The organism is Bacillus sp. PK3-067 (genome assembly GCF_056738645.1).
The window spans coordinates 3,367,889-3,387,859 of record NZ_CP096490.1; the positions used below are offsets into that span (position 1 = coordinate 3,367,889).

Annotated in this window: 15 protein-coding genes; 3 read left to right on the forward strand and 12 right to left on the reverse strand. The window is 33.5% G+C overall.

Features of this window, described 5'->3' with window-relative positions; genetic code table 11:
- The first annotated feature begins 282 nt into the window (after positions 1 to 282).
- Positions 283 to 1,278 (forward strand): zinc-dependent alcohol dehydrogenase family protein, encoded by a 996-nt coding sequence (locus M1D73_RS17310; RefSeq protein WP_000647269.1) that lies wholly within the window; start codon positions 283 to 285, stop codon positions 1,276 to 1,278.
- A 254-nt stretch (positions 1,279 to 1,532) separates the two neighbouring features.
- Here M1D73_RS17310 and M1D73_RS17315 read toward each other — a convergent pair whose 3' ends face one another.
- The 7 genes from M1D73_RS17315 to M1D73_RS17345 all read right to left on the reverse strand — a co-directional run bounded on the left by M1D73_RS17315 (position 1,533) and on the right by M1D73_RS17345 (position 11,951).
- Positions 1,533 to 2,327 carry an SDR family NAD(P)-dependent oxidoreductase gene (locus tag M1D73_RS17315; RefSeq protein ID WP_000551092.1) on the reverse strand — a complete coding sequence of 265 codons (795 nt, stop codon included), beginning with the start codon at positions 2,325 to 2,327 and terminating at the stop codon, positions 1,533 to 1,535.
- A 605-nt stretch (positions 2,328 to 2,932) separates the two neighbouring features.
- Complete coding sequence (locus tag M1D73_RS17320; RefSeq protein ID WP_121868235.1) at positions 2,933 to 4,630, reverse strand: M4 family metallopeptidase; 1,698 nt, start codon at positions 4,628 to 4,630, stop codon at positions 2,933 to 2,935.
- A 168-nt stretch (positions 4,631 to 4,798) separates the two neighbouring features.
- A complete protein-coding gene (locus tag M1D73_RS17325; RefSeq protein WP_121868234.1) occupies positions 4,799 to 7,027 on the reverse strand; it encodes a putative mucin/carbohydrate-binding domain-containing protein in 2,229 nt (742 codons plus the stop codon).
- Positions 7,028 to 7,325: 298 nt separating this feature from the next.
- Positions 7,326 to 9,041 carry a methyl-accepting chemotaxis protein gene (locus M1D73_RS17330; RefSeq protein WP_000422017.1) on the reverse strand — a complete coding sequence of 572 codons (1,716 nt, stop codon included), beginning with the start codon at positions 9,039 to 9,041 and terminating at the stop codon, positions 7,326 to 7,328.
- Between the two features lie 453 nt (positions 9,042 to 9,494).
- Positions 9,495 to 10,064: a 5' nucleotidase, NT5C type gene (locus tag M1D73_RS17335; RefSeq protein ID WP_000668224.1), complete on the reverse strand. Its 570-nt coding sequence runs from the start codon at positions 10,062 to 10,064 to the stop codon at positions 9,495 to 9,497.
- Positions 10,065 to 10,123: 59 nt separating this feature from the next.
- Complete coding sequence (gene ribD, locus M1D73_RS17340; RefSeq protein WP_121868233.1) at positions 10,124 to 11,221, reverse strand: bifunctional diaminohydroxyphosphoribosylaminopyrimidine deaminase/5-amino-6-(5-phosphoribosylamino)uracil reductase RibD; 1,098 nt, start codon at positions 11,219 to 11,221, stop codon at positions 10,124 to 10,126.
- Positions 11,214 to 11,951, reverse strand: coding sequence for a GTP cyclohydrolase II (locus M1D73_RS17345; RefSeq protein WP_000258858.1), 738 nt, complete (start codon positions 11,949 to 11,951; stop codon positions 11,214 to 11,216). Before M1D73_RS17345 ends, ribD begins: the two co-directional genes overlap by 8 nt.
- Positions 11,952 to 12,254: 303 nt before the next feature.
- Between M1D73_RS17345 and M1D73_RS17350 the strand changes: the two genes are divergently transcribed.
- On the forward strand, positions 12,255 to 12,572 hold the full coding sequence (locus M1D73_RS17350; RefSeq protein WP_001000104.1) for a winged helix-turn-helix transcriptional regulator: 318 nt from the start codon (positions 12,255 to 12,257) through the stop codon (positions 12,570 to 12,572).
- A gap of 338 nt (positions 12,573 to 12,910) precedes the next feature.
- Here the strand turns inward: M1D73_RS17350 and M1D73_RS17355 are convergent, their stop codons facing one another.
- Positions 12,911 to 13,510, reverse strand: coding sequence for a nitroreductase family protein (locus M1D73_RS17355; protein WP_121868232.1), 600 nt, complete (start codon positions 13,508 to 13,510; stop codon positions 12,911 to 12,913).
- A gap of 366 nt (positions 13,511 to 13,876) precedes the next feature.
- On the opposite strand from M1D73_RS17355, the gene M1D73_RS17360 reads away from it, so the two are divergent.
- A protein-coding gene (locus M1D73_RS17360) for an IS3-like element ISBce18 family transposase (protein ID WP_121868231.1) occupies positions 13,877 to 15,234 on the forward strand; the annotation gives its coding sequence in 2 pieces (ribosomal slippage) (positions 13,877 to 14,333 and positions 14,333 to 15,234; 1,359 coding nt in all).
- Between the two features lie 118 nt (positions 15,235 to 15,352).
- Here M1D73_RS17360 and M1D73_RS17365 read toward each other — a convergent pair.
- From M1D73_RS17365 to M1D73_RS17380, 4 genes are all read right to left on the reverse strand, one after another.
- Complete coding sequence (locus M1D73_RS17365; RefSeq protein WP_049108523.1) at positions 15,353 to 16,426, reverse strand: WD40/YVTN/BNR-like repeat-containing protein; 1,074 nt, start codon at positions 16,424 to 16,426, stop codon at positions 15,353 to 15,355.
- Between the two features lie 405 nt (positions 16,427 to 16,831).
- Positions 16,832 to 17,671 (reverse strand): aldo/keto reductase, encoded by an 840-nt coding sequence (locus M1D73_RS17370; protein ID WP_000793567.1) that lies wholly within the window; start codon positions 17,669 to 17,671, stop codon positions 16,832 to 16,834.
- A 16-nt stretch (positions 17,672 to 17,687) separates the two neighbouring features.
- Positions 17,688 to 18,902, reverse strand: coding sequence for an MFS transporter (locus M1D73_RS17375; RefSeq protein ID WP_001089891.1), 1,215 nt, complete (start codon positions 18,900 to 18,902; stop codon positions 17,688 to 17,690).
- 581 nt (positions 18,903 to 19,483) lie between these two features.
- Positions 19,484 to 19,957, reverse strand: a complete 474-nt coding sequence (locus M1D73_RS17380; protein ID WP_001128308.1) for a tautomerase family protein — start codon at positions 19,955 to 19,957, stop codon at positions 19,484 to 19,486.
- Positions 19,958 to 19,971 lie beyond the last annotated feature (14 nt).

Sequence of the window (19,971 nt, forward strand, 5' to 3'; positions counted from 1 at the left end):
ACGAGTGTTATTATAAATCGGCCATAACATGAATAACAGTACGTACTTTAAAGTGATGTAGGCACTTTAAAGTACCTATACTAAGTGAGTAATAATAAATCATGCTGCAAAAATAACATCTACCCTTTCTTCAAAAAGCTTTACTGTTGCTTTTGCAAATACGTTTCATTATTTCACGTACTTTCCCTTTCTTTATATAAAATTGTTACTAACCAAATTCAAAATATTATACTTATTTTTCGTACTTTGCTATGCTATAACCACAAACAGGAGGTATAAACTATGAAAGCACAAATTATCCATTCTTTTGGGGGTTCATCTGTATTTCAATTAGAAGAAGTTTCAAAACCAAAACTTTTACCAGGTCATGTTCTAATCGATGTAAAAGCAACAAGTGTAAATCCAATCGATACAAAAATGCGTAGTGGTGCCGTTTCAGCAGTCGCTCCTGAGTTTCCAGCTATATTACACGGCGATGTAGCTGGTATTGTTATTGAAGTAGGAGAAGGTGTTTCGAAATTTAAATGTGGGGATGAAGTATACGGATGTGCCGGAGGTTTTAAAGAAACTGGAGGTGCACTTGCAGAATTTATGCTTGCTGATGCACGATTAATTGCTCACAAACCTAAAAATTTAACAATGGAAGCAGCTGCTGCTCTACCATTAGTTGCAATTACAGCTTGGGAATCTTTATTTGATCGTGCAAATATTAAACCTGGTCAAAATATTCTCATTCATGGAGCTACTGGTGGCGTAGGACACGTAGCCATTCAACTAGCTAAATGGGCAGGCGCTAAAGTTTTTACAACCGCTTCTCAGCAAAGCAAAATAGACATCGCCCATCGTCTAGGAGCCGACATAGCTATTAATTATAAAGAAGAATCTGTTCAAGAATATGTACAAAAACATACGAACGGAAACGGATTTGAAGTTATATTTGATACAGTAGGCGGCAAGAATCTTGATCATTCTTTTGAAGCTGCTGCGGTCAACGGAACTGTCGTAACAATTGCAGCTCGTTCAACCCATGACCTCTCTCCTTTACACGCAAAAGGACTCTCTCTGCACGTTACTTTTATGGCGTTAAAAATATTACATACAGATAAACGTGACGCTTGCGGGGAAATTTTAACTAAACTAACGCAAATAGTAGAAGAAGGACACCTTCGACCATTGCTAGATTCTAAACTTTTTACGTTTGATGAAGTTGCACAAGCACATGAATATTTGGAGTCAAATAAAGCAATTGGGAAAATAGTGTTGAAAAACGTTTGGTAACTTTCACTAAATAATACAAATAACAGCGGGATTGCTTCGCCTTATCTTTGTCTTAAGAGGCGTGCCACAATCTTAAAAGCTTTCCATCCTTTACAACAAGTAAAAAAAGAACAGCCGAATTTTTCTTATAGTAGAAAATTCGGCTGTTTGCATGTCGCAATTTGCTTTTTATATATTTCCATTAATAGATAAAATACAACTCATTTGCCTTACCATCTTTACCTTCAACAGAATATTATGTTGTTTTTAATTTTTTAAAACACACTACGTACTAATCCCCCGTCTATTCGCAACGCGGAACCATTAATTGCTGAAGAAAGTGGGCTGCTTAAGAACGTGACAAGATTGGCAATTTCTTCTGGTCGAATAAGTCTTTGAATAATAGAGGTTGGTCGATTCTCTTTCATAAATCGCTTCTCAGCTTCTTCTATTGTCAATTGCTCATTAGGATAAAGACTATTTAACATAGTCTCCACTCCTTCCGTTAAAGTCGAACCAGGCATTATAGTATTAACAGTCACATTCGTTCCTGTCGTCAGCTCAGCTAAACTGCGAGAAAGTGAGAGTTGCATCGTTTTAGTCGCACTATAGTGAGCCATTTCTTGAGATGGCATAATAGCTGCTTCGCTAGCAATAAAGATGACTCTTCCTTCTTTTCTTTCAATCATTTTTTTCAAGTACGAGCGAGTAAGTCGAACACCACTCATAATATTGACTTCAAACAATTTAAACCAATCTTCATCAGGGATATCAAAATATTCTACAGGTTCAAAAATCCCTAAGTTGTTAATAAGAATGTCTACTTCAGGGTACTTTTCAATCACATTTTGGCACCCTTGTTCTGTTCCTAAATCAGCTACTACAGGTTGAAGAATAGCATCCGGATACTGCGCTCGAATTTCGTTTATCGTTTGATTAACATTTTCTTCACGGCGTCCATTAATAAGTACAGTAGCTCCTTCCGCTACTAATGAAGTGGCAATTGCTTTTCCAATCCCTGCCGTAGATCCAGTAACCAGTGCTGTTTTTCCTTTTAATTGCATATGCATATAGATCCCTCCAAATTCATGTGCTACATGATTGACTTACGTTGGAATAAATAATTACGTTTATATTGTGGTTCACTTCTCTTATCTTTAACAGAAAATAAGCAGATCCACCCTTTTTTCGAAAGAGTATAAATGAAAATTATGTAGCTATTGGACTCTGTACGGAATTAAAAATCGAAATTATTATCATTTAGATCTACTCGATAATTCTGATTCTAATCATTGTCATGTTAAAAAATCACATCAACAGCAGAGTAAAGCTAAAACCAACTAATAAATACCATTATGATATATATTAACGATAAAGAAAATTACGCACTTTAAAGTTCCATAGGAACAAAAAAGTGCCCTATAAACTATAATTTCTAACTCCTTATATTTGCTAAAGTAGTATCTTTTTTTATCATAGAAAAGGTTGTAAAATCACACATTCTTACATACAGTTATAGGATTATTTTTATCCTAATTAACTAAAAACCATATAACACATTTGTAAAATAAAATTCTAAAAAAACCTTGCAGAAAAATTCTACAAGGTTTTTGCCTATACACACAAATTAATCACTATATTAAAATAAAAGGGTTTATAATTCATCGCAATATTATTAAATATAAGCTGCTTTAAAGGCTTGTTGGACAGCTTGTACTTCTAATGAGTCTTTACCATATAAGTTCGTTGCTACACGAATACAAGCTTCTTTTAATTCTTTAAAGTTAGAAGTCATATTTAATTCATCCGTATTTGCATAATAGAAAATATCAAACATTTTATCTTCTCCAATGCCATGTACGTTTACTCCATTATGGTTTCCACCACTAGCAATCAAGTAAGCTACTTTATTAATAATGCTAGAGTTCGTGTGTACACCACCATGATCGTGGTCAGCATCAATAGGTAAGTTATTATAATGTCTATAGTCCTCCGGATATCTAGAAGAGATAGATGATGGGTTTTTCATATCTCTAAAAATACGACCAGATTGTTCTCCCATTGTCCAATTGAACTTTCCGTTATTTGCATACTTTTCAACTGCTACTCCTAAAATATCAGATAACGCTTCATTAATTGCACCAGCTTCTCCTGCGTACTCAAGTCCAGACTCATTTCTTGTAACCGCGTGTGTAAATTCATGTCCTGCCACATCAAATGCTCTAACAATTGGATCTCCATATACCAGCATAGCCCCATTACTAAATGCATTAAACCACTGCTTAGGATTCCCTTTATTCGTACCATTTGTGTTCCAACCATGAACGACAGAAATTACTTTTTGTCCGTTATTATCAAAGCTGTTACGGCCATATTTTTCTTGATAAAAATCATATACTTTCGTTGCTAAATAATGGGCACTAACTGCTTTAGGATCTGTAAAATTTGTAGAATTACTTGTTACTAAATCATCGAGATAACCCCATACATTTCTTCTATAATTATTATAATCTTTATAATTAGCAGTATATGTTTCAATTCCCTTACCACGAGAATAATCTGCAAGCATGTACGTTCCATCACTTCGCTGCGTAATTCCAAACGTACGATTAATACCTAAGTCATCTTTTCCTGTACCTGTTAATTTTGAAGGATCTTGTGATTTATTTACTGTCGCAGATTGGACAATACTACTATCTACTTGTATACCTAATTTTTGAACGAGTTCTTTTAATAGATTACCACCAAAAGCATCAATTAATACTGTACCAGATACATATTCAGGTGTAGATGCACTAAAAGTAATTTGATATGCGTTTGTAGCTTTATTTGTATTTTCATCTACATATACTACTTGTTTAATTTCTGGTTCTTCAATAAATGTAAGATCATTTCCATAGATGTTGAAAAGCTGTTTCTTTGCATCCTCTTCTGATAAAGTAATAGGTTGTTTCAAATCTTCCTGTTGTTGTAGATCTTGGGCACTATCCCCCGAAACGCTCGTAAGTACACCATCATCATTAATATGTGCTGTTAGTTGATATCCGTATACATCACGTCCTTCATACGTTTGTTGAAGACGTACCAATGTAGTACCATCATAAGATTTACGACTTTGCGTAACATTATAATTAACTTTGGATTCCGTATTAACTTGCTTTGATGATAATGCTTGTTCTGTTTTTCCTTTTAGTGCATCCTTTGCTACATTTTCTGCCGAATTTTGAGAAGGTGCTGTTAAATTACCTGTTCGGAACGTATCCTCCTTTGTGTCCACTTTTAAATCTTCTGTTGCCGCATGTACTCCTCCATAAGGCATAATCGCCGATAACACCACTCCTGTAGTTAAACCTACCTTTACGAAATTATTCATATTCTTACTCCTTTATAATCTTATTATTAAGTTAAATAAATGTTTTTTCAAAATTGGAAACATAGATATTTCAAACTATCTATGTTTATCTACTGTTTATGAATTGTGATTCCTCATAATATAGATAGATTGCGTCTTTACTTTTAGATTCATTTCATTCCTCAAAAATTACTCATTATATAAGCTATCTTTATATTTATTTGTATACGTTATTTTTTGTGGTTCTGATAACATATTTATCGCCATCCACACATTCTTTTTCATTTCTAATTTTTGCATTGGTATCTCTTTTAAAACCGGATTACTTATAATTTCTTCCATTTCTTCATCAATTCTTTTCATAAGATTTTCTTCTGGATTATTTTTTAAATAAGTATTTTTCAGTCCCCATTTTGTCATTATAAATTCATTTGTTTTATTCATAGGATTAATAATAGTAGCTTTACTAGTTAATCGTTTTTTTATTTCATCATGATAGATTTTAATTTTATATCCTTCTTTTAGTGGAATAGTATCTTTTACAATCGTTACATTTGTCCCTTCCATTTCCTTCGTATAAATTTTTTCACCTTTCTCATTAAACACCTCTATTGATGCGTATTTTTCATCTGTATAATAGCTATGAGGCGTTTTAGTAGTAACCGTAAAAACAGCCCGCTTTTGCTCTAAGTCTGTATTTAATTCGGCAAACTGATCATCTCCTAATCCTAGGAATTGAATCGTTTCATTTACCAAATTGCTCACTTTCATTTCGTTAACATCAATCGTTAGACTATTATCCTTTTCCTTTACATAGGCATAATACGAACGGAAATGATACATTCTATCCATTTTCTCACCTGAAATTTCAACCGTATAAACCCCATTTGGTACGTCTTGTAAATTGATATCTGCTGTTTCAATTGTTTTTTCTTGAACAACTGTATTCCCTTCTTTTAATTTAATCTTTCTTCCTTTCAATGTATCTATTTCATTTGTATTTAAATGGATATGCAAATTCCCTTTTAACCCAAGTGAAGCAATTTGCTGATTCGTAACTATTTCAAAGTTAGAGTTTATCGGAATATCAGGATCAACTAGAGCTCTCGCCTTAGCTAATTGTGATTCAGGCACTATATACGCTAAAGAAGTAATTGCCGGATAACCTTTCGCCCTATTCATCTCTATTTGTTTATGATTAAGCTTAAAGCCCCATCTTTCAAAAACGGGTGTAAAATCAACTTGTACATTCTCGCTATAATACTGATTCATTAAATCCGGTAAAGAATAATCCCCCTTTTTGAAAGCAGCATTGCTAGCTAGTTTTCGATAACCTTGATACATTTTTGCAAAAGCTTCATCGCCAGCTTTTTGTTTCGCCATCGTTAAAAGAATAAGTTTTTGTCGCAAATCTAAATCATCATAATTTTTATTTTCTTTCATTAAAGCATTGTATAAATTCCGTTCTACCTGTTCCTTCTTCCCAAAATTAAATAACCAACCAACTTGATCTGCTTTTTTGCCGTATTTACTATATTGATATTGAACACCAAATAGATTATTAGAAACTTCTCCTGTAAATATTCCTTGATTATCAAAACCAGCTTGGTATCCATGAGCGATTTCATGTAAAGTTCCCCAACTTAGTTTATCTAACCACATCTTTGTACTATCTGTACTATTGGCTGTCCAATTTGCGCCATAATAGGCACCGCCAGCACCAGATATATCTGCTTTTAAGAAATAACGATTTTGACTTTTTTTATTTTCAACCGTTGAGCCATCTAAACCAATAATTGAATCATACATCGCAAAAATATCTTCATAATATGCAATTAACTCATCCAACGATTGAAAATCTTTTAAAGATCTTACTAACTCTTTATCTTTTTTAGGTACAAATAATTGAAAACTCTCCCCTTGAATTAACGCATACTCTCCATCAAATTGATCCCATGTACTAAAAAATTGAGATACACTTCCTTGTTGTTTATAAATCGGAAGAGGTTTAGTAGCACTTTCATTCCCTAGTTGGTACTCAAGTACAGCGTGCTCTTCACCATACGGAGTATCTATGAAAGGAACTAAAGGCGTATCACCTTGAATGGTAATCCATTCATTTCCTACTTGTATGGATTTTTCATTTTTAGAGTCATTAGACAATAAACGTAATGTTAATTTGTCTTTAAAATTAGGATTCGTTTGTCTTACCTTTAATGGTGTATTTCTCTGCAAAATAAATCCTAAATCTTGTCGATCGTGATATTTACCCTTACTTATGCCCGCCTGAAATATCCAAGTAGGCTCTTCTAAACTAGTAATTTCTTTTACATTTGTTCGTTCATCAGCATGTAAGTGTATATTTCCTATGAGGAAAAACATTGTATACATGATGCCTATAACAAGTAGCCTTTTCATTTACATATCTCCTTTTCTATTTTTTATATACAAAATACAATAAAACCCTCCTTCTTTACTTATAACTGTCGTCAGTAAGTTACTTATTAGTGTAATTATTATAGTTACATTAGCTCATGATTATCAATCATTAAATATATGTAATTTTGCATATATGGATATAAAACCGAAATTTTTGAAATACCGTGAAATGATCCAATATTATTTCATACATTATTCAATAAAAAAACACACGAAGCCCCTTAAGTCTTCATGTGTTTTCATACATGTTATTACATTTGTAATTGAATAAATTATCTTATTCTGTAATATTAAATTTTGAAACCAGTTCCGTTAATTCTTCCACCTTTTCTTTCATTTTGTTAGATTGAATTGATATTTGTTCAATTGATACAGCTTGTGATTGAATTGATTTTACTGTTTGAAGAGTCTCTTTTTTTACATCCGTTGCAGTTTCAGAAACTAGCGAAAGAGAAGCATTTACTTCTTCTGTACCAGCAGACATCTCTTCTGTCGCTGCGGATACTTCTTGAATTTGACTTGTAATCTTATCAATATCTCTCATAATAGACAAGAAGGTTTGATTCGCTTTGTGGGCAGCTTCTTTTCCTTCTACTGCCTTCTGTTGGCCTTTTCGCATGACATTAACTGTATCTTGAGTATCTTGTTGAATGGATTTTATTAAATGATTCACTTCCTTTGCAGATTCTTTAGATTGCTCAGCCAAGTCTCGAACTTCTGCGGCAACCACTGCAAATCCTTTCCCATTCTCTCCAGCACGTGCCGCTTCAATAGCGGCATTTAAGGCAAGAAGATTCGTTTGTTCGGCAATATTAGTAATTGCAGCGAGAGCTGTATCAATCTGTTGTGTACGTGTAACAAGTTTATTTATTACTTTTGATGTTTCCTCGACAACATCATGCACACTATTCATTTGAAGAATAGAGTGATTTATCACTTCACTACCGATATTTATTCGTTCTGTAGTCGTTACTGCTACCTCAGCGACTACTGCTGAAGATTCAGCTACAGTTTGCACCCCTGTTGTAATTTCTTCCATTGAGGATGAGCTCTCCTGAATACTAGTTACCTGTCCTTCTATTTTTGTTTTTACTTCTAAAACAGTCTGTACAACCTCATTTGAAATACTAGACGCTCGATTTGTATCTTGTAATACGCCCTCCGTAGTAGAAATAACCTCTTGTGTTGTCATCTTAACATTCGCAATTAATTGTTGAAGGTTATCTAACATACTATTAAAAGACTGAACAATATGCCCTAATTCATTATTTGCTTTATAAGGAGTACGTGTTGTTAAATCTCCAGCTGCTACTTTTTCCATATCATTTTGTAGTAACACAAGTGGTTTTCGGATAGTTAATTTAATAATATATCCAATTAATATAATTATCAAAATTGCTAAAAGCGAAATACTAACAAACATTATCATTGTATTTTGAGCACTATTATTATTTTCCTTCTGTAAAAGCTCTGCATTATTACTATTATATAAAATTAATTCACGAATTGATTTTATTGATTTTTGCATATTAGGTTCAATCTCTTTTAGGTAATATGCATATGCTTCCTCATTATTAGATTTCCCTAATTCTTGCGCTTTCTTCATTTGAGTTCTTAATTTATTAAATGTTTCATAAAACGTGTTATATAATTCTTTTTCTTTAGTAGAAATAACTTTAGCCTCAAACTGCTTTAAAAGATAATCATTTTCCTGACGAATTCCGTCCATTTCTCTTATTAATTCATTCATTCTTTTTTCATCTTTTGATACCATATTTTCCATAAAGTTCATATTAACATGATAAAAATTAGATTCTACAATACCAATCCACTCAATTGGTAGTAAATTATCCTCATACATATTAGAGGAAGTACTTTTCCCTCTTTCTAATCCCCAAAACCCTATTAGGGATAATACTATACATGCAATACTTGATATAGTTATTAATATGTTTAGTTTTGTACCAACCTTACTGTTTCTTAATAATTCCAATTCACTTTCTCCATTCTAATATATAGTTTAAGTAATGTATTTTATACCAAGAATCCAAAAATTACGATGTTTATTTTGTAATATGCAATTTTGCATATCATCCACTACTGATTCAAAATAACCTAACATTGTAATTTTGGTTTTCCAAAAATTCATGATTATGAACACACCCTATTAATTCTTGAACTTCTCATCCAAAATATCCAAAAATATTGTGGCACCAGGGGAACCCATCATTGATGTATAAATTACACTACCATACAAGACTAGCTTAAAAATATTTTTCTTATTGCTCATTTTTCTATTTCCTCTCTATTAGAAGTACTCCTAGCACATCACACTAATAAAAACGATAGTATTAAAAAATAAGGAAAGACATAACACCTATGTCTTTCCTCTAAAATTGTAACACTCAATATACTCTTAGCTCTATTTGATTTGCCAGTTAAATCCTCACATTTCTTTCTTTATAATATCTCCTAACTCCGTCCAACTTGTAATCCGCGGGATATTGAGATGTTGATTGTAAGAAGTAGTTTTTGCATACACATTTATCGGTTTTCCTATTAACGTTTCTAAGACTGCCGGCTTATCATCAAAGAAATAGTTTAATTTTATTTCTTGTATGAAGTGTATTTTTTCTTCATCCTTCATTCCATAGAAAAAGCGATCTTCATGTACCGGAAAACCTTTTTCTATTAACCATTTTTTTGTTTGCTCTCCATGTTCTTTAGGCCGTGCTGTTATATAGTATATTTCATGTCCCTGTTTTTCTAATTCTTGTAATGTCTCTACTGCATATGGAAACGGTGAACAAGAAGTATAATAAATCTCATCCAGCAAACTATTCCACATATGACTGCCTTCCTCCGAAGTCATGCCAAATGCTTCATGAATTTCAATTGTTTTTAAAGAATGAAATACATCCAATCCTACTTTTTTGTTTAATTTCTTATTATATAAATGAAAAGCATGCTGCCTTAAATCAATTAATGTATCATCGATATCAAATCCAAACTTCACTCTTCATCGCTCCTTTCTGCAATCCATTTATCGGAACATATAAGTAGCTTTTATTCTCCTTATATTTTCCGATATTCTGGATAGCCAATAAATCTATAATCTTTTCCAACCTGGGTAAATGATACATCCTTAAATTCAATTGCATCTTGCATTTTATTAATACCAGTCCCCTCTACAAAGCTAGGCGCCAATCTGCCCCCAATAATTTTTGGTGCGACATATAATATAAGTTTATCCATCAATTTATTTTCAATAAACGAAGCATTTACCTCTCCACCACCTTCAATAAGCAGGGAGGAAACTCCTTTTTGCCCTAAAACATCAAGCATTTCATGTAAGTTTATATGCTTTTCTCCGCTAGTAACAAATACTTTAACTCCTGCATTTTCTAATGCTATCTTTTTTTTCGCTGCATGATTACTTGTTGTAAATATCCAGGTAGGAGCTTCTCCATCTGTAACAACATTAGCTTCCATCGGTATGCGTAATGTCGAGTCCAATATTATTCGAATTGGATTTCGTCCATTTGGAATACGCGTTGTCAATGATGGATTATCCTTTTGAACAGTATTCGCTCCTACTAAAATAGCCGCATTTTCGTTTCGTATTTGGTGTACTTCTTGTCTTGCTTCTGTAGATGTAATCCACTTACTATCCGATGAAGACGTAGCGATTTTCCCGTCTAATGTAACTCCTGATTTAATCGTTACAAATGGACGCTTTGTCAAAATATATTTATTAAATACTTCATTCACTTTTTTAGATTCTTCTTCACACACTCCTACAAGTACTTCAATACCTGCATCTTGTAGAATTTTAATTCCACGTCCAGAAACAAGCGGGTTTGGATCAAGTGTAGCAACTACTACCTTCTTAATTCCTGCTTGTACAATTGCTTCAGCACAAGGCCCTGTTCTACCATGATGAGAACAAGGTTCAAGAGTTACATAGATTGTAGCACCACGTACCTGTTCTCCAGCCATACGTATCGCATGTATTTCGGCATGTGGTTCTCCGGCCTTCATATGTGCTCCGACCCCTACAATTCGATTATCATTTACAATTACAGATCCAACCAATGGATTTGGAGTCGTTTGTCCCTTCATAGCCTTGGCATTTTCTAGTGCTAGCTTCATATACAATTCATGCTCAAGCATGTAAGTGTCCCCCTTCAAAATGTCCAGAACGCTGAATCTTCGTTTGCAAATATTTCTCATTAAACTCTGAGATATCACCCCATAACGGTTCACGACTCGTAACATTTAATCCAGCTTTTTGTAACGCTTCTAATTTTTTTGGATTATTTGTAATAAGTTTTACAGGTTTTGAGCGTAGCGCTTTTAATACTTCAATTGTATCATCATAGTTTCGAACATCATCTTCAAAGCCTAGGTTCAGATTAGCTTCTACTGTATCTAACCCATTTTCTTGCAAGAGGTACGTCATTGCTTTACTAAACAAACCAATTCCTCTTCCTTCATGATTCGCTAAGTAAAATAAAGCACCTGAACCATGTTCTGTAATCATTTGTAAAGACTGCTTTAATTGGAATCCACAGTCACAACGTTTACTACCAAAGATATCACCGGTGTGACAAATACTATGCATACGAATTAGGGCATCTTCAGAATTCTCAAAATCACCATATACAAGCACACTAGATTGCTGCATATCAGCTAAATTAATAGATGAGAGTTTTTTGATAATTCCTTCTACACTATTTGTAACCTCACTACATTGTAACCAAGAATACCATTGGAAAATTTTAGTCTCCCCATATAAATTAATTGGCAATTTGATAGGTCCTACTAAATAAATATCCTTTCCATCTTGATGTATAAATTGAATTTTATCTTCTAACATATGAATTGTATCTGTTGTAACCATTAGGTACCTCCTAGTATTGAGAATCTCTAAAAATTCTCTTCCATTGTTATATTTTTTATTGTTTAACTTACACAACGTAAGTGTTTTTACAGATGCTATTCTTTTTTCTCTCAGCTTATATGCAATATGTATCATTACAACTTTGGCCATTTAAAGAAAAGAGTTTTAGTTACATAAAACAACTTAGTTACTTTATGTAAGTGAGTATACATTCGTAATTGATTTACGTCAAGTAATTAATTATAAAAACATTTGTTACTAATAGTAAGATGTTATATAATTTGTTTTAGGAGGTGAAGGAAAATGAATGATTCTACATTATGCCCTCGCTTTGAAAAAGGAATGAAATTTTTTAGCCAACGATGGACAGCACTAATTATTTACCAACTTTTTTCTGGATCTCAGCGCTTTTGTACGCTTGAATCTTCTCTTCCTGTTAGCGGAAGATTACTTTCAGAAAGATTGAAAGAATTAGAACTAGAAGGAATTGTCGAACGTAAAGTCTTTCCTGAGACACCAGTTCGTATAGAATATTCTTTAACTCAAAAAGGATTTGCTTTAGAAGCTATTATTCGCGGAATAGAAGAATGGTCACAGGAATGGATAGAACTTGAGGAATAACATAAAAGCTTTTTCGTATATAGTTTTAAGTAATCAAATTACAGATACCTATTATTAAAACGCTAGTTTTTCAAGCATTTATGAAAAGCTAGCGTTTTTTAATGAATAAAATAAAATTTAAGAAATGAAACAAGATGATCAAACCGATCACCTTGTTCCTTTAAAGATTAAAATAGTGATTTTAACAACTTTTATTAATACATACTCGATTAACAGAAATAATAAATAGAATTTTTGTAACTAAACAGTTTTATTTTCGCAATACAGTTAGCTTATCCCGCTATTTGCGGACAGTAAGACCACCACTAATTAAATTTCCATTTTATTGCATTTGAATATTACTTATGAAATTTCACACGCTCTTCAAGTGGTTGGAATTCTTTTTCACCTGGTGCAGCTGTTGGATTACCAAATGGCATTTGTGCAATTAGTTTCCAATTAGCAGGAACATTCCATTCTTGTTTTACCTCATCGTCAATTAATGGATTATAATGTTGTAAAGATGCCCCTAATCCCTCTGCTTCTAAACCTGTCCACACGACTAATTGGTGCATACCTGATGCTTGGTGTGACCAAATTGGGAAGTTTTCAGCATATGCAGCAAATTTTTCTTGAAGCGATTTAACGATAGCCTCATCTTCAAAGAATAGTACTGTTCCATAACCAGCTTTAAAAGAATCCATTTTTTGTTGCGTTCCTGTGAAATCTCCATCTCCAACTACTTTTCTTAATGTTTCAGTTGTAATATCCCATAATTTATCATGAGCTTCACCAAATAATACAACTAATCGCGCAGTTTGAGAATTGAAAGCTGATGGAGTATATTTCACAGCAAACTCCACAATTTCTTTAATTTTTTCATCCGATACTTGTACCTCTTTGTTAATTCCATAATAAGTACGTCTTTCTTTCAGTGCAGTATAGAAATCTTTTGTCATAATTCATTTCCTCCTAAGTTTTAATATTCTTCAAAATGATACATTGCGAAGATAATATGAGTTGAAATGAGTTCATTTTTGAACCATTGAACACCATAACACCAATTGCTAGTCATTCTGAATCTAAACCACTGCTTCTTGCTTCAGTTTCCCTAAAAAAACACTTATAGCATCATTGATACAATCTAGTGATCATTCGGTATTATTTTACCCATTCTCTATTCATGTATCCTGCTTGTTTCATATTTACACAAATATGAAAATAACCTTAAATTGCTGGTCAAAAAAGCCAGGTAGCATGAATAACACATGAACTGCACCCCAATTGTTAGACACAGTCTAACAATTGGAGGTGCAGTTTTTTGTATGACAAAATTTACGAAGGATTTAAAGTTAACGCTCGTTCAAGGATTTAATCCGAAAATAATTTTTCAAGCAGAATATGCAAAACAGATGCATATTACAAAGGCACAATTTCAATACTGGTTACGCTTATACGAACTCCATGGAGAAGAAGGTTTACACGAGGTCTATACAAATTACACCGCAGAGTTTAAACTAGACGTACTAAATTTTATGGCTCAATCGGGTATATCGTTAATGGATACAGCGGCTATATTCATGGTTCCTTCTTTTACAACGGTTTATCAATGGAAGAAGCAATTTGAAGTAGGTGGCTTAGATGCCCTTGAACCAAAGAAAAAGGGGCGTCCATCCATGAAAAATAAAAACACAAAACATGATACTAAAAAGATTCCGGCAGAAGGTTCAGTTGAAGCGTTACAAGCTGAATTAGAACGCTTACGTATGGAAAATGCGTATTTAAAAAAGTTGAATGCCTTAGTTCAAAACAAGGAAAAATCACCAAACAAGACAAGGCACAAGTAGTCTATGAATTAAGGCATGAGTTTCAAGTGAAAGAATTAGTAAAGTTAGCGGATATCCCTCGAAGCACCTATTATTTTTATGTAAAACAAATGGATAGAATCGATCCAGATGCCGATTTAAAAGTAGAAATTAAAGCGATTTATGATGAACACGAAGGTCGTTATGGATATCGTCGTATTCGTAATGAGTTAGCCAATCGTAATCAAATAGTGAATCATAAAAAAGTGCAACGAATTATGAAAGAGTTAGGTTTAAAATGTCTTGTACGTATGAAAAAATATAAATCTTATAAAGGAACAGTTGGTAAAATTGCACCTCATATTTTAGAGCGTAAATTTACGGCAGATACGCCAAATGAAAAATGGGTAACCGATATTACAGAATTTAAATTATTCGGTGAGAAACTTTATTTATCACCTGTATTAGACTTGTATAATGGTGAAATCATTACCTATACAATTGGCTCTAGACCGACGTATTCACTTGTTTCAGAAATGTTAGAGACAGCATTAGAAGGTTTACCTGAAAATCACCAACTAATGATGCATTCAGATCAAGGGTGGCATTATCAAATGAAACAGTACCGTCACGCATTACAAAAAAGAGGTATCGTACAAAGTATGTCTCGTAAAGGCAACTGTTATGACAACGCAGTAATGGAGAATTTCTTTGTAATCATGAAGTCTGAGTTTCTCTACATAAAAGAGTTTGAAAGTGTAGAGCACTTCAAAATAGAATTAGAAAAATATATAGATTATTACAATACAAAACGGATAAAGGCAAAATTAAAAATGAGCCCGGTGCAATACCGGACTCATTTTTATCAAGCTGCCTAATGAAATAACCGTGTCTAACTTTTAGGGGTCACTTCACACATTACCTGGCTTTTTACATTTTTAATTTAAATTCAACTAAACATTACCAATGAATAGTAGTAAAAACTATACCTGTCACTTATTTAATAATTAACATCTCATAAGGATGTTGTTCCATAAATCTATTCTCCCAAGGAATCTCTAATGATGTCCAATTTGAACCACCGTCTACTGACTGATACACTCCTTTATTGCTAAACAGATAAAACGTTCCATCACTTGTTGCCTTTAATACTGGTATGATTGTCCCTTTAGGAGTTGGTAAACCTGCATTCATTTCCGCCCAAGGCTGATCTTTTTCTTTCTTATAAATATATGATTCACAATTCCCATTATTGTAATCATGCGCTACGTGTGGATTTGAAGATGTCGCGATAATAATATTTTCTGGATCATTTGGGTTAACTGCCATTTGATATGCGTAATGATGTTTTAGCCCACTACACATATAGTTCCAAGTCTTACCTCCATCATTACTCTCCGCATACTCTTGACCTGGTTCTTTCAAGAATGAATCACCTAACACCCCGTATAAACGATTTGGGGCATTGCGATGTGATGTAAGAATGTGAATATCTTGAGGATAGTTCCCCTCTTTTTCCTCAGTCCATGTCTTACCTCCATCTACACTTTTAATTAATCCCCCAACCTCAATAGTCGTATAAATAGTTTCTGGATTATTAGCATCAATTTCAATATGTTTTACATGGTGTGTATATGTTCTTTGAGGAAAGAACCATGATGAATATGATGGCATTTGTCGATAATCAGTTAGCAGCTCAAAACTGTCTCCTCCATTTTTGGATACGAACATTGCGCTCGGTTCAGTTCCTACATATACAATCCCGTTACCGTCATCCCCCTTCGCTGGAGATACAGAAACTGCTGTAATAGCTCTCATATGAATAGCATTAGCTGGGAACACTTCACCAAATGAAGGCAACGTACCAATCGCTTCCCATGAACTTCCTCCATCTTTACTTCTCCATAATCCCCTATCAAAAGTACCACAATACATTCTTTCTTGGTCGTATGGATCTAAAGCTAAAGCAACTGGATTCGCACCTACAAACTGCGATTGGACGCTCCATGTTGAGTCTTTTTTTTCTGCGATTACAAGTTCTCTATCAAACGCTAATATGAATTTTTCCATAACTAAAATCTCCTCGTTTCATAATATATCTACTGTATTATTTAAATTTTTACCGTTACAAGTTATGAGATAACACTTATATGCTACAGCATATAAAGGATAAATTTTATAAGCAATATGTGATTAAAAACTTACATTATATAATTTGTTAACTTCACATCCGTATGATGAACAAGATGTCCTGTTAACTCATATAAGTCCATATGCCACCTTCAAATAAATCGCAATTTATATGCTATAGCATATATAATATAGAATGCATTATTTTATGTCAAACTTTAATACTGTTAATCAGTTCTTTAGCTCGCCTAAAGTAATTTAAAAGTCATAATATAAACAGAAACATTTTATTGAATAGAAAATAAAAAAAGAGTGCAATTTTTGCACTCTTTTTACTCATTTCTATTAGAAATCAAAGTTATCAGGATCTGGACCAACGCGATGATTTTGATTTAACGCATCGATTTTTTCCATATCTTCTTTCGTTAATTCAAAGTTAAATACATCAGCGTTTGCAATAATACGGTGTTCTTTCGTTGATTTCGGAATTGTGATTACTCCATTTTGAAGATCCCAACGTAAAATAACTTGAGCTGTTGTTTTACCGTGTTTCTCAGCAATCTCTTGTAATGTTTCGTTATCTAATAATTGACCTTGCATAAGTGGTGACCATGCTTCCATTTGAATACCTTGTTCTTTACAGAAAGCTTGTAATTCTTTTTGTGTTAAACGAGGATGGTATTCTACTTGGTTGATCATCGGCTTAATTTCTGCATCTTTTATTACATCTTGCAGATGGTGAATTTGGAAATTACTTACGCCAATTGCACGTACACGCTTTTCTTTATAAAGTGTTTCTAACGCTCTCCATGTATCTTTATATTTCCCTTCTACAGGCCAGTGAACAAGATATAAATCTAAATAATCTAGCTTTAATTTTTTTAAGCTCTCTTCGTATGCAGCAATCGTTTCTTCATATCCTTGATCTGCGTTCCATACTTTTGAAGTAATAAATAATTCTTCTCTTGAAATACCAGTTGTTTCAATACCGGCACGAATCCCCTCACCTACAGCTGCTTCATTTCCGTAAATTGCAGCTGTATCAATGCTGCGGTATCCTGCTTTAATTGCTGATTTAATCGCTTCTACAAGTTCTGGTCCTTCTTCTACTTTAAATACACCTAAACCAAACCAAGGCATTTCCACACCATTACTTAATACTGTTTTACTTTGTAAGTTTTTCATTTTATTTTCTCTCCTTTTATTTTACTTGATCTCTTTTTTCTAATGTCATGCTCCATGCTGTTAAAATAACAGCACCTACTACCATAATGCCGCCTACCCAAGCTGTATGAATTAACCCTAACGAGTTCGTTACAATACCGCCTAAATAAGCACCAAGAGCAATCCCAGCATTAAACGCCGCAATATTAATTGCCGATGCAACATCGACAGCACTCGGTACAAATCGTTCAGCTAACATTACGACATATACTTGTAACCCTGGAACATTCATAAATGCGAATAGCCCCATTAAAATAATTGTGATTAACCCAGCTACCTTAAATGGTGCCGTAAATGTTAAAACAAATAGTATAATCGCTTGAATAAAGAACATGTAGAATAGCGCTCGAATTGGATTATGATTCGATAATTTTCCGCCAATCACATTCCCTATCGCAATGGCGATTCCATACACTAATAAAATGATAGTAACCGTATTTGCTTTAAATCCTGTTACCTCTTGTAATAACGGAGATAAATACGTAAAAGTTACGAATGTTCCCCCATATCCTAATGCAGTAATAATGAAAACTAGTAACAGTCTTCCGTTCGTAATCAGTTTAAATTGATCGCGGAATGATACAGACGCACCTTTTTTCATATTAGATGGAATGAGAATACTATTTGCAATTAAGGCGATAATTCCAATTACTACAATTGCTAAAAATGATGTTCTCCAGCCAAATTGTTGACCAATAAATGTTCCAATTGGTGCACCTGTAATAGTTGCAACTGTTACACCAGTAAACATAATCGCAATCGCGCTAGCCCGTTTATTTTCTGGGACAAGTGCCGCAGCAATTGTTGAACCAATTGACATAAACACACCATGCGAAAGTGCAGAAATAATTCGCGCAATAAGTAATACAGTGAAGCTTGTTGCTACCGCTGCGATTCCGTTACCAATAATGAAAATAATCATAATCCACATTAATAACGTTTTTCGTGACATATTAGCTGTTAATGACGTTAATACTGGAGCCCCAAACGCTACGCCTAACGCATATAAAGAAACTGTTAAACCAGCCGTTGTAACCGACACATGTAAATCTTCCGAAATAGATGGTAATAAACCGACACTAACAAATTCAGTTGTCCCAATCCCGAACGCACTAATTGCTAACGCTAACAACGCAAATATACTTCTTCGATTCGTCTGAACTTCTGAAGACGATGCTGTATATGAATTCAATTGAGTTTCCCCTCTTCCTTATAATTCCTATCATAATAGTGCGATAAAAAGGCCCTTTTATCTTCTAAAAAACATATTTAATCTCTACAAACGCTATTATGAATGGTTTCATTCTTTTTTTAAAGAACGCACTTTAAAGTACTATAGGTACTTTTTAGTACCGTAAAGCTTGTCTCTCTCTTACATGTACTATTATGAAATATATTCAATACAATGAATAGTACGTACTTTAAAGTGCTGTAGGTACTAAAAAGTAACATAGTTAGTTACCAGTACCGTAAAGCTTGTTTCTCTCTTACATGTGCTATTATGAATGATAATCACCCTAATAAAAAGTACGTACTTTAAAGTACTATAGGTACTAAAAAGTAACATTTATATAACCTAGCTTATTTTGCTCAAAAATTGAAATCTACATTCCATGAAAAAGACTTTCAAATGAAGAAATACACTTTCCCGTAGAGGCAACTTTAGAGAATATTCCTTAAACATATAAAGAATCATGTTCATTACCACAGACAAATAATAAAAAGGCAAAAACGAACAGAAATGTGTTCATTTTTGCCTTTTTTATTTAATGATTAAAATGTACGACTTTTGGAAAGGAAATCTGCATTAGCTCCTGTTACACCACTTTGTCCCCAGTTCCCTGGAATCATTTCACGAATAAGAATTAGCACTTTATCCAAAGGTGCATGAGTATATTTAGATGTTACTTGTGTAAGTTCGTTTACCCACTTATCCTTTGTCTCTTGATCAAATGTATTCCATATATCAACCTTAATAATAGCCATTCCATTAACGTTACGACCTAGTGTATCGTAAGACTCTTTTGTCTCCCAATCGGACACCCTACTTTTCACAGCAAAGGTAGCATCACTTGCTACAGCCCCAGCTTTCCCCCAGTTTTCTTTCTCAAGTTCCGTTATCAACACTTGAATTTTGTCAGGGACAATTTTTAATAGTTTTATTGTAAGTTCCGTTACACTATAAATAAATTCCTTCTTTTCTTCTGTTGACATGGTTGGCCAAGTATTTAGCTCGATTAATGGCATAGTATTGCCCCCTA

Coding starts and splice junctions, on each gene's coding strand:
- M1D73_RS17310 (WP_000647269.1), top strand. CDS start 283: ATGAAAGCACAAATTATCCATTCTTTTGGGGGTTCATCTGTATTTCAA.
- M1D73_RS17315 (WP_000551092.1), bottom strand. CDS start 2,327: ATGCATATGCAATTAAAAGGAAAAACAGCACTGGTTACTGGATCTACG.
- M1D73_RS17320 (WP_121868235.1), bottom strand. CDS start 4,630: ATGAATAATTTCGTAAAGGTAGGTTTAACTACAGGAGTGGTGTTATCG.
- M1D73_RS17325 (WP_121868234.1), bottom strand. CDS start 7,027: ATGAAAAGGCTACTTGTTATAGGCATCATGTATACAATGTTTTTCCTC.
- ribD (WP_121868233.1), bottom strand. CDS start 11,221: ATGCTTGAGCATGAATTGTATATGAAGCTAGCACTAGAAAATGCCAAG.
- M1D73_RS17345 (WP_000258858.1), bottom strand. CDS start 11,951: ATGGTTACAACAGATACAATTCATATGTTAGAAGATAAAATTCAATTT.
- M1D73_RS17350 (WP_001000104.1), top strand. CDS start 12,255: ATGAATGATTCTACATTATGCCCTCGCTTTGAAAAAGGAATGAAATTT.
- M1D73_RS17355 (WP_121868232.1), bottom strand. CDS start 13,510: ATGACAAAAGATTTCTATACTGCACTGAAAGAAAGACGTACTTATTAT.
- M1D73_RS17365 (WP_049108523.1), bottom strand. CDS start 16,426: ATGGAAAAATTCATATTAGCGTTTGATAGAGAACTTGTAATCGCAGAA.
- M1D73_RS17370 (WP_000793567.1), bottom strand. CDS start 17,671: ATGAAAAACTTACAAAGTAAAACAGTATTAAGTAATGGTGTGGAAATG.
- M1D73_RS17380 (WP_001128308.1), bottom strand. CDS start 19,957: ATGCCATTAATCGAGCTAAATACTTGGCCAACCATGTCAACAGAAGAA.